This is a genomic window from Allobosea sp. Tri-44, from assembly GCF_004123845.1.
Lineage (GTDB): Bacteria > Pseudomonadota > Alphaproteobacteria > Rhizobiales > Beijerinckiaceae > Allobosea.
In genome coordinates this window covers 424418-440439 of the sequence record NZ_NBDP01000053.1, presented here as the reverse complement: position 1 = coordinate 440439, position 16022 = coordinate 424418, and the positions used below count along the sequence as shown (strand labels likewise).

At 64.9% G+C, this 16022-nt stretch carries 19 protein-coding genes; 4 read left to right on the top strand and 15 right to left on the bottom strand.

What is annotated here, in order from left to right; genetic code table 11:
* Positions 1-67: 67 nt before the first annotated feature.
* The 7 genes from tolB to ybgC all read right to left on the bottom strand — a co-directional run bounded on the left by tolB (position 68) and on the right by ybgC (position 6144).
* Positions 68-1426, bottom strand: a complete 1359-nt coding sequence (gene tolB, locus B6S44_RS27245; protein ID WP_129159978.1) for a Tol-Pal system beta propeller repeat protein TolB — start codon at positions 1424-1426, stop codon at positions 68-70.
* A 5-nt stretch (positions 1427-1431) separates the two neighbouring features.
* Positions 1432-2553, bottom strand: coding sequence for a cell envelope integrity protein TolA (gene tolA, locus B6S44_RS27240; protein WP_206735252.1), 1122 nt, complete (start codon positions 2551-2553; stop codon positions 1432-1434).
* A 46-nt stretch (positions 2554-2599) separates the two neighbouring features.
* Entirely contained in the window at positions 2600-3049 is a 450-nt protein-coding gene (gene tolR / locus B6S44_RS27235) for a protein TolR (RefSeq protein WP_129159976.1), read from the bottom strand.
* An 11-nt stretch (positions 3050-3060) separates the two neighbouring features.
* Complete coding sequence (gene tolQ, locus B6S44_RS27230; RefSeq protein WP_129159975.1) at positions 3061-3774, bottom strand: protein TolQ; 714 nt, start codon at positions 3772-3774, stop codon at positions 3061-3063.
* 391 nt (positions 3775-4165) lie between these two features.
* Positions 4166-4618, bottom strand: a complete 453-nt coding sequence (locus B6S44_RS27225; RefSeq protein ID WP_129159974.1) for a DUF2852 domain-containing protein — start codon at positions 4616-4618, stop codon at positions 4166-4168.
* Positions 4619-4884: 266 nt separating this feature from the next.
* A complete protein-coding gene (locus B6S44_RS27220) occupies positions 4885-5532 on the bottom strand; it encodes a TetR/AcrR family transcriptional regulator (protein WP_126115985.1) in 648 nt (215 codons plus the stop codon).
* 204 nt (positions 5533-5736) lie between these two features.
* The gene (ybgC, locus tag B6S44_RS27215) at positions 5737-6144 is read right to left on the bottom strand and encodes a tol-pal system-associated acyl-CoA thioesterase (RefSeq protein ID WP_129159973.1); all 408 of its coding nucleotides are present in this window, start codon (positions 6142-6144) and stop codon (positions 5737-5739) included.
* A 127-nt stretch (positions 6145-6271) separates the two neighbouring features.
* On the opposite strand from ybgC, the gene B6S44_RS27210 reads away from it, so the two are divergent.
* Complete coding sequence (locus tag B6S44_RS27210; RefSeq protein ID WP_129159972.1) at positions 6272-6460, top strand: hypothetical protein; 189 nt, start codon at positions 6272-6274, stop codon at positions 6458-6460.
* 7 nt (positions 6461-6467) lie between these two features.
* Here the strand turns inward: B6S44_RS27210 and B6S44_RS27205 are convergent, their stop codons facing one another.
* From B6S44_RS27205 to ruvA, 5 genes are read right to left on the bottom strand one after another with little or no spacing between them, the layout of a single operon-like run.
* Positions 6468-6953, bottom strand: coding sequence for a DUF3828 domain-containing protein (locus tag B6S44_RS27205; RefSeq protein ID WP_164985982.1), 486 nt, complete (start codon positions 6951-6953; stop codon positions 6468-6470).
* Between the two features lie 38 nt (positions 6954-6991).
* Entirely contained in the window at positions 6992-7987 is a 996-nt protein-coding gene (locus B6S44_RS27200) for a DUF4268 domain-containing protein (protein ID WP_206735251.1), read from the bottom strand.
* Positions 7987-9009: a Holliday junction branch migration DNA helicase RuvB gene (gene ruvB, locus B6S44_RS27195; protein ID WP_129160030.1), complete on the bottom strand. Its 1023-nt coding sequence runs from the start codon at positions 9007-9009 to the stop codon at positions 7987-7989. The genes B6S44_RS27200 and ruvB overlap by 1 nt, the downstream gene beginning before the upstream one ends.
* 23 nt (positions 9010-9032) lie before the next feature.
* The gene (locus B6S44_RS27190) at positions 9033-9521 is read right to left on the bottom strand and encodes a GNAT family N-acetyltransferase (RefSeq protein WP_129159970.1); all 489 of its coding nucleotides are present in this window, start codon (positions 9519-9521) and stop codon (positions 9033-9035) included.
* The gene (gene ruvA / locus B6S44_RS27185; RefSeq protein ID WP_129160029.1) at positions 9518-10135 is read right to left on the bottom strand and encodes a Holliday junction branch migration protein RuvA; all 618 of its coding nucleotides are present in this window, start codon (positions 10133-10135) and stop codon (positions 9518-9520) included. Before ruvA ends, B6S44_RS27190 begins: the two co-directional genes overlap by 4 nt.
* 91 nt (positions 10136-10226) lie before the next feature.
* On the opposite strand from ruvA, the gene B6S44_RS27180 reads away from it, so the two are divergent.
* Entirely contained in the window at positions 10227-11438 is a 1212-nt protein-coding gene (locus B6S44_RS27180; RefSeq protein WP_206735250.1) for an NAD(P)/FAD-dependent oxidoreductase, read from the top strand.
* Here B6S44_RS27180 and ruvC read toward each other — a convergent pair.
* Together ruvC and B6S44_RS27170 are read right to left on the bottom strand one after the other, a co-directional pair.
* Positions 11420-11938 carry a crossover junction endodeoxyribonuclease RuvC gene (gene ruvC / locus B6S44_RS27175; protein ID WP_129159968.1) on the bottom strand — a complete coding sequence of 173 codons (519 nt, stop codon included), beginning with the start codon at positions 11936-11938 and terminating at the stop codon, positions 11420-11422. The two genes, B6S44_RS27180 and ruvC, sit on opposite strands and share 19 nt — an antisense overlap.
* A gap of 107 nt (positions 11939-12045) precedes the next feature.
* The gene (locus B6S44_RS27170; RefSeq protein ID WP_164985981.1) at positions 12046-12531 is read right to left on the bottom strand and encodes a hypothetical protein; all 486 of its coding nucleotides are present in this window, start codon (positions 12529-12531) and stop codon (positions 12046-12048) included.
* A gap of 277 nt (positions 12532-12808) precedes the next feature.
* Between B6S44_RS27170 and B6S44_RS27165 the strand changes: the two genes are divergently transcribed.
* Entirely contained in the window at positions 12809-13588 is a 780-nt protein-coding gene (locus tag B6S44_RS27165; protein ID WP_129159967.1) for a sulfite exporter TauE/SafE family protein, read from the top strand.
* A 111-nt stretch (positions 13589-13699) separates the two neighbouring features.
* Here the strand turns inward: B6S44_RS27165 and B6S44_RS27160 are convergent, their stop codons facing one another.
* A complete protein-coding gene (locus B6S44_RS27160; protein ID WP_129159966.1) occupies positions 13700-14446 on the bottom strand; it encodes a YebC/PmpR family DNA-binding transcriptional regulator in 747 nt (248 codons plus the stop codon).
* Positions 14447-14611: 165 nt separating this feature from the next.
* Between B6S44_RS27160 and B6S44_RS27155 the strand changes: the two genes are divergently transcribed.
* On the top strand, positions 14612-15964 hold the full coding sequence (locus B6S44_RS27155; protein WP_164985980.1) for a globin-coupled sensor protein: 1353 nt from the start codon (positions 14612-14614) through the stop codon (positions 15962-15964).
* Positions 15965-16022: the final 58 nt, after the last annotated feature.

Sequence of the window (16022 nt, the reverse complement as noted above, 5' to 3'; positions counted from 1 at the left end):
GCATTGCGGCGTATGGTTAACCAATTGTGGCCGTAAGCGGTCTGCGCATCGGTGTTGCATTCCTGCATCAGCGCGCGGCGGTCAGCAGTGGCGACCACGTCGGGTCCGAGGCGAAGGCCGGCGTCGGCACCGGGACTTCAACGCGGCCGGTGATGTCGACCATGTAGAGCTTGCCGCCGGATTGCCCGCCGGGATCGCGGAAGAACATGAGGTACTGGCCGTTCGGCGCCCAGTTCGGCGCCTCGTTGTGGAAGCCCTCGGTCAGGATGCGCTCGCCCGAGCCGTCCGGCTTCATCACACCGATCGAGAAGGCGCCGCCGCCCTGGCGGGTGAAGGCGATGAGGTCGCCGCGCGGCGACCAGGAGGGCTGCGAATAGGACCCCTGGCCGAAGGAGATGCGCTTGCCCTCCCCACCCCCGGCGCCCATGAGGTAGAGCTGCTGCGAGCCGCCGCGGTCGCTTTCGAAGACGATCTGCGAGCCATCCGGCGCGAAGGAGGGCGAGGTGTCGATCGCCGCGGTCGAGGTCAGCCGCTGGGTGGTGCGCGAACCGATATCGATCGCATAGAGATTGGCGTTGCCGCCCTGCTGCAGGCTGAGCGCGATGCGGGCGCCATTGGGCGAGAAGCGCGGGCTCGTCGTCATGTCGGGGAAATTGCCGACGACCTGGCGCTGTCCGGTCTCGATGTTCAGCACATGCACGCGCGGCTGCTCGCCGGTGCGCTGCGCCATATAAGTGACTTCCTGGGCCACAGGCGAATAACGCGGCGTCACCACCGAGGTCGCGCCATCGGTCAGGTAGCGCACATTGGCGCCGTCCTGGTCCATGATGGCGAGCCGCTTGCGCCTTGCCTCCTTCGAGCCGGATTCATCGACGAAGACGACACGGGTGTCGAAGAAGCCGCCGACGCCGGTGATCTTGGTGAAGACCGCGTCCGAGATGATGTGGCCGACCCGGCGGGAATTGTTCGGGTCGGTGAAGTATTGCTGGCCGTCGATCTGCTGGCCGGCGACCACGTCCCAGAGCCGGAACTCGGCCTTGAGGCGACCGCCATCGCGCGAGACCCGTCCGATCACCAGCGCCTGCACGCCGGCCGCCTTCCAGGCCTCGAACTGTGGTGCCGCGTCGAAGGGCGGGTTTTTCTCTGGATGACGCGCCTTCTCGATCGGCAGGAAGTAGCCGCAGCGCTTCAGGTTGTTGGAGATGATGCCGGAGACCAATGCCCCGCCCTCGCCGGCAAAATCGGCGACCGCGATCGGCATCGGCTGGAAGGTGCCCTTGCGCAGGTCGATCACCAGTTCGGCTCGCGCAGGTGCGATCAGCGTCGGCAAGACCAGCACCGAGCCGGTCAGCGCGAGCGCGTGCCGACGGGTCGGCCCGGTAGCCCTGCCAGCCGGAGGAAGGGCAGGATGATGGATGCGGTCCATGGCGGTCACAGCACGTCCCTGGCGTCGAAGTTGACGATGACGTCGCGCCAATCGTCATAATAGGAAGCAAATTGCGCGGGAATGCGCAGCGGCGAGCAGCGACGCGTCGCCGTCAGCGCCGAATCCGCCGCGACCCGGAAGAGCGGGTCGGGCGAAGAATTGGTCACGCTCGCCTGGCCGATGAGCGAACCGTCGGTGTTGAGCTTCATGCGCACCTGCGGCACCACCGGCTTTTGCGCGCTCTGCAGCGCGATCGGCACGTTCCAGCACTTCTGCAGCTGGTCCTGGATGATGCCCATCAACTGCGCCCTGAGCGACGGCGAGAGCTTCTGCGAGGAACCGGTCTGGGTGCCGAGCGAGGCGGTGCGGTTGATCTGCGGCGCACTCGAACCGGAGGACTGCGCCTGCTCCTTCGATTGCAGGAGCTTGGCGATGTCGTTCGGGTTGAAATTCTTGGCGATCTCGGCCTCGCGCTTGGCCTTGGCCTCCGCCTCGCGCTTAGCCTTGGCCTCGGCAGCGATCTTGGCCTTCTGCTCGGCTTCCGCCTTGGCCTTGGCCTCCGCCTCGGCCTTCTGCTTGGCGGCCTTGGCCGCCTCGACACGCGCCTGCGCCTCGGCTTCGGCCTTCGCCTTGGCGGCGGCCTTGGCCTCCTGCTCGGCCTGCTTCGCCTTGCTCTCGCGGTCGGCCTCCTCGGCGAGCTTGGCCAGTTCCTCGCGGCGCAGCTCGGCTTCCTGGGCGGCGACCTGCTCGGATTTCTGCGGCGGCTGCTTGACCGGCTCGGCCGGCGGCGTCGGCTTCGGGGTCGGACGGGCCGGCGGCAGCGGCGCTGCGGCATTGTCGTCGGCAACCTTGAGCTCCGGCGGGCGCGACGGCGGCGCAGGCGTATCCTGCTTGGCTTCGCCTGCTTCCTTGCGCTCGACGACCTCGGACTGGCGCTCGGCCCGCTGCTGCGGCTGCTCCTGGACCTTCTCGGCCTGGCGCTCGCCGCGGGTGACCTGGTTCAGCGCCGAGGGATCGACCACCTCGACCGCGATAGCTTCCTGATGCTCAGGCAGCGGCGTCGCGCCGGCAAACGCCAGCAGCCCCGCGACCAGAACGGTCGCGTGGCCCAGGGCGGAGATCGCCAAGCCCGGCTCGGAACGCGAAACCATCAACGCGACGGCACCTTCTCGTTCAACGCGAATTCGGTTCGGTGACCAGCGCCACGCGTTTGAAGCCGGCGCTGGTGATCGTCGCCATCACGGAAGCGACGCGGCCATAGTCCACCTGCTTGTGGCCGCGCACGTAAATCCGTTGGTCGAAACCCTCTTTGGCGACCGTTTGCAGCTTCTGGACGAGGTCGGGCTCCAGCGTCGGCTGGTCCTGAAGGAAGATCTGGCCCTTGTCGTCGATGGCGATGGTGACCGGCTTCTGATCGACATTGATCGGCTTGGCGCCGGTTTGCGGCAGGTCGATCGGCACGCCCGTCGCGATCAGCGGCGCGGCGACCATGAAGATGATCAGCAACACCAGCATGACGTCGATGAACGGCGTCATGTTGATCTCGGCGATGGCGCCATGACGGCGCGGGCGACGCCCACGGCGTCCCCCGGCCTTGGCCCCAGTTGCGGCTGACATGCCCATGATTCAGGCCCTCACGCCGCCAGACGTTCGTCGATCTGCCGCGACAGGATCGCGGAGAACTCGTCGGCGAACGCCTCCAGCCGGTTCTGTGCCTTGGCGACCTCGGCCTGCAGCTTGTTGTAGGCCATCAGCGCCGGAATCGCGGCGAACAGGCCGATCGCGGTGGCGAACAGCGCCTCGGCGATGCCGGGCGCGACGACAGCGAGCGAGGAGTTCTTCGAGACCGCGATCGCGGTGAAGGAATTCATGATGCCCCAGACCGTGCCGAACAGGCCGATGAACGGGGCTGCCGAGGCGATGGTCGAGAGCACGAGCAGCTTCGATTCGAGACGCTCGGCCTCGCGCTGGATGGTGACGTCGAGCACCTTGTCGATGCGCGCGGACAGGCTCGCGACCGAGCGCCCGCCATTCTCGAAGGAGCGCTTCCATTCGCGCATCGCCGCGACGAAGACGGCCGCCATGTCGTTAACCGGCTGGTTGGCGAGGTCGCGATAGAGCTCCTCGAGCGAACGGCCGGACCAGAACACCTCCTCGAACGCGTCCATGTCGCGGCGGGTACGGCGATAGAGCAGGGTCTTGTCGACGATGATCGACCAGCACCACACCGACGCGCCGAGCAGGCCCATCATCACGAGCTTGACGACGATATGGGCGTGCCAGAACAGCGACCAGAAAGACATGTCGATCTGCGGCGCGGCCTGCGCGATCTCCACGGCGGGGTTCATCCTGTCATCCTTCTGCCTGGCGGGCGCGAAACTAAGTTCAGTCCCGCACAGCCTGTAGCTTGCGCCGCGAAGGTCGCGCCGCCGCCCGATCTGCGCTCCGGGGATATGCCATCGACACCAATTGCCGCTGAATTCGGCGAAAGATGGGCCAAACGGCGGTGCTCGCGTGCGCCAGAGGCCTTGTGTCCCGCTAAATCCCCATCGAGGTTAAGGGCCGGCATGGTTAATATCGCGTTATGACGGCCATGCGGGCCGCATCCAGGAGGGGTCCGTAGCTGTATGCCGCGGCCTCGTGCGCGAAGCGTTTCGTCGAGATGCGGCCCATAAACGCCAACGGCCCGCTTCCATGAGGAAGCGGGCCGCCGATAGTCGACAGGACTGACGGGGCGGGTCAGGCGCTTTCGACGGTATCCGTGCCAGTGCTGGGACGGCGCGTGTTCATGAACTGGTCGAACTCGGCCTTGTCCTTGGCCATGCGCAGCCGGCCGAGGAAGTCGTGGAATTCGCGCTGCTCGTCCTCGAGACGGCGCAGCGTCTCGTCACGATATTCGTCGAAGGCGCGGTTGCCGCTCGACGACGGACCGCGGCCCCAGCCGCCGCCGAAGCCGCCACGACCGAAGGGCTGAGCCCCGCCCATGCGCTCGCGCAGGCGCTCCATCTTGTCCTGCAGGCGATTCATCCGGTGCTCGTAACGTGCCGGTCCACAACCATGTCCCATGCGTCCACTCCAGAACAGAAAGACCAGGGTCGCCAGACCCAGCGGCCAGAAAATGATGAAGCCGAGCACCGCAAAGGCGATCCAGGCCCCTTTTCCGTATTCATCAAGCTTTGCGACGATCGGCATCGATTCCTCTCGAACCTGAATGACAGCGACGGATGCCGCTGCCGGCCAACCTCCCGATCGGCTCGGAGCCCGTTCCGATCAGCCTGTAAGCGGGCTGATCGGCAAAACGGTCTCCATTTAGGAGTGAGGGACGGATTCACTGATCAGGTTATCCAACCTGATCAGATCCGGCCCTCGCCGACCGTGTGAATGTAAATCACATTCACATATCTGGACGCACCTGCCAAGGCTTTCAAGACAGCCGGATCAAAATTTTCCGCGAAACGTCAGACCGCTTGATCGGGGGGCAGGCCCAGGCCTTTGAGATAGACCAGCATTCCAGCCTCGAGCAGGTCGGCGGCCGACATCGGCAGCGGCCGCCGGCCGGCATCGGCGCGGCCGAACAGCGCCGCGACGCCGTGCGACATCGCCCAGATATGCAGCGCCATCATCAGCGCCGGCGGCCGCTTTCCCTGCGGCAGCACCGCGATCAGCGTCTCCGCGGCCTGGCGCAATTGCTGGAAGGCGCGATCGGCGGCGGCGCGCAGCTCCGGGCTCGCGTCAAGCGGGACACCGGCTTCGAACATTGCCGAATAGAAAGCCGGCTCGTCATGAGCGAAGGCGAGATAGGCCGGACCGAGCCGGTGGAAGGCCGTCTCGGCATCCGGCTTGCCGCCGTTCCAGGCCTTGGCCAGGGCGGCCTCGAAGGCGGTGAACCCCCGCACCGCGACATCAGCCAGCAATTCATCACGGTCGCGATAATGCCGATAGGGCGCGGCTGGGCTGACGCCGGCCATGCGGGCGGCTTCGGCGAAGGTGAAGCCGTTCGGGCCCTTCTCGCCGATAAGCCCCAGGGCGGCACGCACCAGCGCCTCCTTGAGGTTGCCGTGGTGATAGCCCCGCGGCTGCTCGGGCTCGTTGCGTTTCCAGCTCATGTTACGGGCCCTAACATGGCGATCCGTCAGCGTCGATGCCAGCAGGCAGCATGAGCTCTCGAAGAGATCGGTCGAGAGTTCGCTGGCGCGAGCTGAATGGCGTGACTGTCGAGAACCGGAGCGGAGCGGACATAAGTCCGTGAGCACCGGAAGCGCAGATGGTCGCGTCAGGCTGCCGCGCCAGTAGAACTCGCGGCCGATCTCTCAGATGATTTCCAGTCCGAGCCGATGCCGCAGCACATCGGGAATGCGCCGCGCCTTGCCGCCGCCGATACAGGCGACCTTGACCTGCGCCGTGATCAGCACCTCCTCGCCGCGCAGGATGCGTTGGTCGAGTTCCATGGTGGCGCCGCGCGCCACCGTCGGCTTCGTCTCGACCGTGAGCAGATCGTCCATCACGGCGGGCTTCATGAAATCGATCAGCATGCGCCGGACCGCGAAGCCGAGCGCCGCATCGCCGTCGAAGAGCTCGCGCTGCTCGATGCCGAGCGCCCGGATCAGCTCGGTACGACCACGCTCCATGAAGCGCAGATAGGAGGCGTGGTAGACGACGCCGGAGAAGTCGGTGTCCTCGTAATAGACGCGGACGGAGATGCTGTGGGCGCCGGCCATGACAGTCCTTCTGCAGATTGGCGCACGATCCTTAGACCGGCCTGCCCCACACGAACAACCGCGACGCAGCCATCGGAACCGTATGCGGCTCCCCTCGTTCCAGCTTGAGAGCGAGACGGAGACCGCGATGCGCAAGCTGAAGCAGGCCACCCAGCGGCAGAAGGCGCGCCGAGCGCTGAAGGAAAAGAAGGAACAGGCAGAGACCAGCCACGACAGGCCAAAATCCATGAAGGCGGGCACGCGGACGGGTCAAACGTCGACAGGGCGTCCGGCGGGCGGGCGCAATGGGCACAGCCAAAAGGCTACCCTCCACTGAGCGATCGTCAGCGACTGCAGGGCTTGCCCATGAACGAGCCGCAATCATAGGGCTGCGACAGGGCGGCGCGGATCGAATAGGCCTTGCCGTCGATGCGATTGACGATGTCGTCGATGCGCCAGCCGCCGCCTTCCTCCACCATCAGGAAGCGGACGGCCATCTTCTGGCCAAAGCTGCGGAAGGAAGCGACCACCCGAGCCCGCCCGCGCGAGGCTTTGCCGGCGAGACCGATCTGAAGATCCTTGACCTCGCCATCCTGCCCATTGATGAACGGATCGGCCCCGACATGGCCGATATCGCCGCTCTCATCCTGGTAGCGGTCGTCGCGGGCAAACAGCGCCGCCAGATTCTTGCTCATCAGCGCGTCGCGATGCGGCGGTCGCCAGGGTGGCTCGCCACCGCCATCCAACGTCTTTTGCGTGACCTCATAGGCCTTGCGCACCGTCGCATCGGGCGTGGGTTCGGCGGCGTGGCCTGGCAGAGACAGGACCACAAGAGCAGCTGCCGCCGCGGCCTTTTGACAGAGATGTCTCATTCCGCTGCCATACCATCTCCAGCGGGCGCCTTGGATGATATTTCGGTCAAACACGAGGCAATATAATTTGGGAAAATCGTCTTAAATTTAATTAAGTTAGAAATACTCCAGGATTTAATTTCATTAAGAAGTTCTGTTTCCGCATCTATATCACCGTCTCGGTAGATAGCGATACGACATGCGCGTCGGCTTTCAAGCTTCTCCCAACTTAGAGGAGATCCAAAACTCGCTTCAAGCTCAGCCCCTTTTCCCTGCAAGCACTCAAACAAGGCTTCATTCCGCTCCTTATCGTCGCAATCAATGTATATCTCGACTCGAACTTGACCACCTTGACTGAAACTTGTTCCATATTTGAATATTTTTGAATTTTCAGAGGAGAAACTATACCAATTCTGCGGCTGCCCAGCGCGAGCATTAGTAAATTTATGAATCACCCTAAGATCATCAATAAGCTGCTGAAAATATTGACGATACTTCTCTCTCGTCTCTGAGATCGTTTCATTAACAACCCCCGATGGAATCGGTGCCTCGACCGGTTCAGAGACGACATCCAACAGAAATGCTGGCTTCGAATTCTCAATACGGACGATAGAAGCTTCTACCGCAAAGAATATGACATTCCCCTTGAAATTGCTATTCAAGAAATCGATAGCAAGTTTGTGTTCCGGTCGACTTCTTTCAGAAATCCAAACGATGACCTCTGCATTCAGGGAAGCTGCATATGTAATTATTTGACCGAGATGACGATGATCTGTCTGCCCAAACTGATTCTCAATAATAACTTTGCGGTTCGTTGACACTTCACGCGCCACAATGTCAGCAGAAAAGTCACCAGCGGTGACTTCCGTTGATTCAAGTTCAAGCTCCATGCCGATCCGCTCGCCAAGCTTGTCGAGATTTTCCGCAAGCCAGGGCGTGAAATCTGTTGCCTCCCCAAGCCAGATGGAACGCAGTGGAAATTTCTCCAATTTCCCAAGAAGAATCTCTGTCATCACTCCTCCCCCTCGTCCCCGAATAGGCCGAACTGCGCTGCCTCGCGGCTCGGCTCCGGCATGCCGAGATGGCGGAAGGCGTGCGGTGTCAGCAGCCGCCCACGCGGGGTGCGCTGGATGAAGCCCTGCTGCAGCAGAAAGGGCTCGATGATCTCCTCGATCGCGTCGCGCGGCTCGGAGAGCGAGGCGGCGATCGTTTCGATCCCGACCGGGCCACCGCCGAAATTGATCGCGACGGTAGTGAGATAGCGCCGGTCCATCTGGTCGAGGCCGATGGCGTCGACATCGAGCAGGCCGAGCGCCTTGTCGGCGACCTTGCGGGTGACGATCGCATCGCCGTCGACGATGGCGAAGTCGCGCACCCGCCGGAGCAGCCGGCCGGCGATACGAGGCGTGCCGCGCGCGCGCCGCGCGATCTCGTTCGCGCCGTCATCCGACATCGGCACGCCGAGCACCCGCGCGCCACGCGCGACAATGCTCTGCAATTCCTCGACCGTGTAGAACTGCAAACGGATCGGGATGCCGAAGCGGTCGCGCAAAGGCGTCGTCAGCAGGCCGGCGCGGGTGGTGGCGCCGACGAGCGTGAACTTCGGCAGGTCGATCTTGACCGAGCGTGCTGCCGGCCCCTCACCGATGATCAAATCGAGCTGGTAGTCCTCCATCGCCGGGTAGAGGATCTCCTCCACCGCCGGATTGAGGCGATGGATCTCGTCGATGAAGAGCACGTCGCGCTCTTCGAGATTGGTGAGCTGCGCCGCAAGATCGCCGGCCTTGGCGATGACCGGCCCCGAGGTTGAGCGGAAACTGACGCCGAGCTCGCGCGCCACGATCTGCGCCAGCGTCGTCTTGCCCAGCCCCGGCGGCCCGACGAACAGCACATGATCGAGCGCGTCACCACGGCTACGCGCCGCATTGATGAAGACCTGGAGGTTCGCCCGCGCCGCCGCCTGACCGGTGAAATCGGCGAGCGAGAGCGGCCGCAGCGAGGTTTCGCTGTCGTCGTCGCGCTTGTCCGCCGTCATCAGACCGGGCCGCTTCGGTTCGCTCACAATGCGATCTCCAGCTCCAGCGCGTCATGCACCGGAATGTCCTGGTAGCCGGACTTGATGATCGTCGGAATCACCGAACGATAGGCATCGATCGCCTCGATATAGAGCCCGGAGAAGCGGAAGCCGTGCTTCTGGTAGAACGCCAGGGCCGGCATGTTGTCATTGGTCAGCATCGCCCTGAGCTTGACCGCGCCGGCGGCTCGCGCCGCCGCCTTCACTGCTTCGAGCATGCGCGACGCGGCGCCTTCGCCCTCCTTCAGGGAATGCAATGCACACAGCACCGCAAGCTCGCCGTCATGCGCCCAGCTCGCCACCGCCAGAAGCTCGCCTTCGGCCGCAAACATGCCGAGCAGGGGCAATTCGGCGCAATCGTAGAGCTTCAGGCCGATCACCATGCGATGCGAGCCCCAGTGCCGCATCATCAGCGCAAGGAATGCCGACTTGTCGGCGATCTCCCGGAAGATCACCGTCGGTCCGTTCGTCACTTGGCAAGCTCCTTCAGCCCGAGCCGGATCAGTTGCGCCGTGCCGGCCCCCTCGCCTGCCGCACGCGATGCAGCCGCAACCGCCGCAACCGCCTGCGCCTGCTGGTAGCCGAGATTGGTGAGCGCCGAGACGGCGTCCGCCACCGGCTGCGGCAGCTTCCTGTCCTCGAGCGCGCCAGAAAGCTGCGCGATGGCCGGGTCGACATGGCCGAAGGCCGGCGCCTTGTCCTTGAGCTCGGCGCAGATGCGCTGGGCGAGCTTGGGGCCGACACCGGGCGCGCGCGCCACGGCCGCCTTGTCGTTGCTGGCGATCGCGGTCGCGAGCGCGCCGGGCTCGAGCGTCGAGAGGATGGCGAGCGCAACCTTGGCGCCGACGCCCTGCACCATCTGCATCAGCCGGAACCAGTCGCGCTCATTGTCCGACATGAAGCCGTAGAGCCGGATCGCGTCCTCGCGGACATGGGTCTCGATCGACAGGGCCGCCGCCTCGCCGACCTTGGGCAGGCGCTGCAGCGTGCGTGAGGAGCACTGCACGACATAGCCGACGCCCTGAACGTCGACGATGACGAAGTCCTCGCCATACGAATCGATGAGGCCCTTGAGCTTTCCGATCATGCCTCCTGTTAGCATGGCGACAGCCCGCCGCCAGATCGGATCATTCGCGGCGATCATGCGTTCTCCACCGACGATATGGAGGGGTGGGCACGTGCTGACGAAAGCGAGAGACCTGCGGACCGGGCGCTCGGTCTGGCAGGGCAAGCGGCCACCGCGCTTTCCGAGGCAAGGCATCACCGAGGATACGCAGAGCGACGTCGTCATCATCGGCGCCGGCATCTCCGGCGCGATGCAGGCCGACGCGCTCAGCGAGGCAGGTTTCAGCGTGCTGGTGGTCGACCGGCGCGGCCCGGTCCGCGGCTCGACGCCGGCGAGCACCGCCCTCCTGCAATACGAGGTCGACCAGCCCCTGACCAAACTGACGCGCCAGATCGGCGAGGAGGCCGCGATCCGCGCCTGGCGCCGCTCGCGCCTCGCCGTCGATGGGCTGGCGGCGCGAATGAAGGCGCTATCGATCGCCCCTGTCATACGTCGCGATTCGCTTTATCTCGCGGGCGACGTGCTCGATGCCAACGGCTTGGCCCGCGAGGGGGAAGCCCGCCGCCACGCCGGGCTGGAAACCGCCTTGCTCGATGCCGCGGCGCTGAAGGAGCACTTCGGCATCGATCGCGAAGCCGCCTTGCTGGGCTATGACAATCTCGAGGCCGATCCGGTCGTGCTCGCAACCGGCTTCCTGCGCGCCGCGCTCGGCCGCGGCGCCCGCCTCGCCTGGCCGGTCGAGATCGTCGATCTCGACGCCAAGCCGCGCTCGGTCGATCTGCGGACCAAGGAGGGCCACCGCATCCGCTGCCGCCACCTCGTCTTCTGCACCGGCTACGAACTACCCTTCGGGGAGATGCCGAAGGGGCACGGCGTGCTCTCGACCTGGGCGCTGGCCACCGCGCCCCAGAAGCGCAGCCTCTGGCCACGGTGCTGCTTCATCTGGGAAGCGTCCGATCCTTACCTCTACATGCGCACGACCCGCGACGGCCGCATCATCTGCGGCGGCGAGGACGAGGATTTCGTCGACGAAGACAAGCGCGACGCGCTGATCGGACAGAAGGTCGAGGCCCTGCGCCGCAAACTCAGCAAGCTCCTGCCCGGGGTCTCGACCGAAGTTGACTATGCCTGGACCGGCACGTTCGGAGCCTCGACGACCGGGCTGCCGACCATCGGCCCGATGCCTGATCTCAGGAATTGCTGGACAGTGATGGGCTTCGGCGGCAACGGCATCACCTATAGCCGCATCGGCGCCGAGATCGTTCGGACCGGCCTCCTCGGCAAAGGCGACCCGGACGCCGAGCTCTACGCCTTCCGCAGCTGATACTGCGCCAGCAGCGCCCTGGCGCCGCGATGCTGCGAGTGGCAGATCGCAACGGCGAGCGCGTCCGCCGCGTCGGCGCTGCGCGTCTCGGCCTTCGGCAGCAGCACGCGGATCATCGCCTGCACCTGCTTCTTGTCGGCGTGGCCGACGCCGACCACGGTCTTCTTCACCAGATTGGCGGCGTACTCCGCGACATCGAGCCCGGCCAGCGCCGGCACGACCAGCGCGATACCGCGCGCCTGGCCGAGCTTCAGCGCCGATTGCGGATCGCGGTTGACGAAGGTCTCCTCGACCGCGACCTCCTGCGGCTGATGCCGCGCGATCACGCCGGCGATGCCGTCATGCAGTTGCCGCAGCCGCTCAGCGAGAGAATGCTTGTCGTCGCTCTCGACCACGCCGCAGGCGACGAAGGACAGCTTCGTCCCCTCGCTGACGACGATGCCCCAGCCGGTCTTCCTGAGACCGGGGTCGAGGCCGAGAATGCGAATCGGATCGGACATGCGCGAACGCTATGCCCGATCGGGCTCCGGCGCACCCCGTCACTGCGAGACAGGGCCGAGGCGGGAGCCTCGGCCCCAAATAATGACAGGGACTGAGAATGCTTTGCTCAGGCGCCCTTCAGCCGGGTGTTGCACTGGCTGTAATAGCCGCCACCCTTCTGGATCCACTTCAGCTCGCCATTGCCGCCATTGGCCTTGTTGGCGTTGTACTGGTCGTTGCAGGTCTTGAAGCGCTGCTTGCCGGCCGAGAGGGTCGAGTATTTCGGATCGACCTTGCTCGGGAACATGGCATTGCCGGCTGCGGCAGGCGCAGCGGCGGCCGGCTTGGCAGCAGCGGGCGCGCTGGCAACGGGCTTGGCAGGGGTCGCCGCTGCCGGAGCAGTCGCGGCGGCGGGAGCGGCTGCGTCACCGCATTGCGCCTTGCGGAAATCATTCCACGACTGCCCGGCCAGCGTATTGCCGGCCTTGGCGGCGTTGTACTTGGTGCTGCACTCCTTCATCGTCAGCGCCAGTGCGGGCGATGATGTCTGCAGCATGAGACTGCCGGTCAGCGCGAAGAGCCCGGCGGCAAGCGCAAATCTGGTGCGTGTCATGATCGCTATCCCCCTGTGGGGTCAGGTTTATGCAGCGTCGACCAGGCGAAACATTCCGGGAGGTCTCGCAGCCGAGGGACGCTAGGACCGCCAAGATGAACGCGCGATGACGGATTGTATTAAAGTTTTGTAAGGTATCTGGCCCAGGAACAGGACGGAAGGCAGGGACGAGGGCTCGCACCATCGATGAGCGATACTCATCGCCGCCATCACTGCAACAGGGGTTGATCGTCTCGCGCCTTGCGTGAAGGAAAGACAATCCTTCCCCGGCGTTCCGATGACAGCTCTCCTGATCTCGCTCTTTCCCGGTGTCTCGCTCGACGGCATCGCCGTCCTGATCGGCGCGACCTTGCTCGGCGGCCTGGTCCGCGGCTTCACCGGCTTTGGCTTCGCCATGGTGTTCATGCCGCTGGCCTCGATCGTGCTTGGGCCGGTCGCGGCGCTCGGGCTGATCTGGGTGATCGACCTCCCCTTCGCCCTGCCATTGGCGGCCCGTTCGGCAAAGCGCGCGGAATGGAGCGAGGTCATCCCCCTCTTGATCGCCGCGACGCTGACCCTGCCGCTCGGTATCGCCCTTCTCACCTGGCTCGATCGCGAGACGATGCGCTGGCTGCTGGCGCTGCTCGTGCTCGCCGCCGTCCTGCTGATGGCCTCCGGCTGGCGCTATCACGGAAAACCCGGCATGCCGCTGTCGCTCGGCGTCGGGGCGGCCTCGGGTCTATGCAATGGTCTCGCCAGCATCGGCGGCATGCCGCTCGCCGTGTTCTGGCTCGGCGCCCAGCGCAACGACCGGCACAAGACCCGCGCTAACCTGCAGACCTATTTCGGGCTGAGTACCGTGGTCAGCGGCGCGGTCCTGTGGGCGAAGGCCATCATCACCTTCACTTCGCTGGTGATGGCACTGCCGCTCTTTGCCGTCTATGGCGCAGGCCTCTGGCTCGGCACCCACGCCTTCGGCTTGGCCTCCGAACAGACCTTCCGCCGCATCGCCTATCTGACGATCTTCCTGAGCGCGCTCATCAGCCTGCCGTTCTGGGATGGGCTGATCGGGCGGTGACAAAGGTCGTCATGCTCGGGCTTGACCCGAGCATCTCGTGGCGAGGAGATACCAGGGTCTCATCCGGCAAGAGATTCTCGGGTCAGGCCCGAGAATGACGCCATATCGCGCTCACCCCCCGAGCTTAGCCATCACCTCGTCGGCGATCTCGAAATTGGCGAAAACGTTCTGGACGTCGTCGTCATTGTCGAGTGCCTCCATCAGTTTCATCATCGACGCCGCCTTCTCCTCGTCGAGGGGCGTCGTTGTCGTCGGCCGCCAAACCGGCTTGGCTGAGGCCGGCGCACCGAGCGTGCCTTCGAGCGCTTTGGAGACTTCATTGAGCGCATCGAAGGCGCACAGGATGGTGTGGCCGTTCTCGTCGCTGATCACGTCGTCGGCGCCGGCCTCGATCGCTGCCTCCATCACCTTGTCGGCATCGCCGGCTTCGGCGGGATAGCTGACCTCGCCGACGCGATTGAACATGAACGAGACCGAGTTGCTCTCGCCCATCGCTCCGCCGGACTTGGTGAAGTAGGAGCGCACCGCCGAGGCCGTGCGGTTGCGGTTGTCGGTCAGCGCCTCGACGATCACGGCGGTGCCGCCGGGCCCATAACCCTCGTAGCGGACCTCGTCATAGTTATCGCCCTCGCCACCGAGCGCCTTCTTGATCGCGCGCTCGATATTGTCTTTCGGCATGTTCTCGGCGCGCGCGGCGAGCACGGCCATGCGCAGGCGCGGATTCATGTTCGGGTCGGGCATGCCCAATTTGGCGGCGACGGTGATTTCGCGGGCCAGTTTCGAGAACAGCTTGGAGCGCACCGCGTCCTGCTTGCCCTTGCGGTGCATGATGTTCTTGAACTGTGAATGGCCGGCCATACGCCCAGATCTCCGCTGTTATGCGTCGGCCGGCTTATACTCAGCCGGCTCGACGCGAGGCAAGCGCGGCGGCAGCCTTTCCGGCACGCCCATGCTTAAGCGTTTATTCGCGAACCTGCAGCAATGTCGCGGGCAGGCCCACCAGCGGAAACGAACACAGCGCGCATGAACAACGCCATCGCTGAGCACGCGGCGCGCCTGCGGACCTTCCGGATCGACGCCATCGACATCGGCCTGCTGCGGCAGCAGGCTGAATTTGCGCGACGGCGCCTGCCGACCTTGCTGCCGGAGCTGCACGAGCATTTCGAGGCCTGGCCCGAAATCCTGAGCGCGATGCAGCGCTCGGAGGTGCACGAACTCAGGCTCGCGCACTGGATCAGGCTGGTGTCAGGCGAGCTCGAGGACGGCTATCTGCAATCCGCGCACGCCCTTGCCGGCGCCTTCAACGACAACGGCGTTCCCGCCCACGCCGTCGCGATCTGTCACGCCATCGTCGGCAATGCGATCGGCGCCGAACTCGGGCTGCTCCGCGACGGCCTCGCCAAGCTCAGCCACTTCTGGCAGGCCAAGGAATACAACCGGCGCATCGCGCTGCGCGCCGCCCTGCAGAAAGCTGTCCAGCTCGATCTCGAGCTGCTGCTCGAGACCTATTCGCATGTCCAGCGGCAGAGCCGCGAACGCGCCCAGCGCGAGATCTCGGCTTTCGAGGTCACGGTCCGTGACGTGGTCGGCGCCGTAACCGGCAGTGCCCGTGTCGTCGAGGCGACGGCTCATACGATGAATGGCATAGTCAAGGAGACCGGCGTGCAGGCCGTTGCCGCCGCCCGGGCGTCGGACGAGGCTTCGGACAATGTCGGCAGCGTTGCCAGCGCTGCCGAGGAGCTGTCGATCTCGCTCAGCCAGATTTCCGAGGAAGTCGCCCGTGCCACCACCAAGGCGCACGATGCCAGCCAGGCGGCGTTGCGAACAGAGGCGATCGTCAAGGGTCTCGCACAATCGGCGCAGACGATCGGTTCCATCGTCGACCTGATCCGCGACATCGCCGCACAGACCAATCTGCTCGCGCTCAACGCGACGATCGAGGCGGCGCGCGCCGGCGAGGCGGGGCGAGGCTTCGCCGTGGTCGCGCAAGAGGTGAAACAGCTCTCTGCCCGGACCGCCAAGGCGACGGACGAGATCGCGGCCCAGGTCCCAGCCATGCAGTCGGCGACGCAAGAAGCCGTCGAGGCGATCGAAAGCATCGTCGGCTTCGTCAGCGACATGGATCATACGACGCTGACGATCGCGAGTTCCGTCGACGAGCAGCGGGCAGCGACCCAGGAGATCGCCCGCAGCGTCAGTTTCGCATCGCAAGGCACGCAGGAGGTTTCGTACGCCATCGCCAGCGTCAACGAATCCGCCCAAGCCGCCGGCATGGGCATCGACGAGATGCTCGGCCTCGCCCAGGCGCTGACGCGCCAGGCCGAAACCCTGACCGAGGCCTTCGAGAACCTGACCCGACAGAATCGCGCTGCGTGAGCATCGGCCGTCACCGATCTGTCAAGCGTGACTCATAGTTTTGAGTCATTCTAGCTTG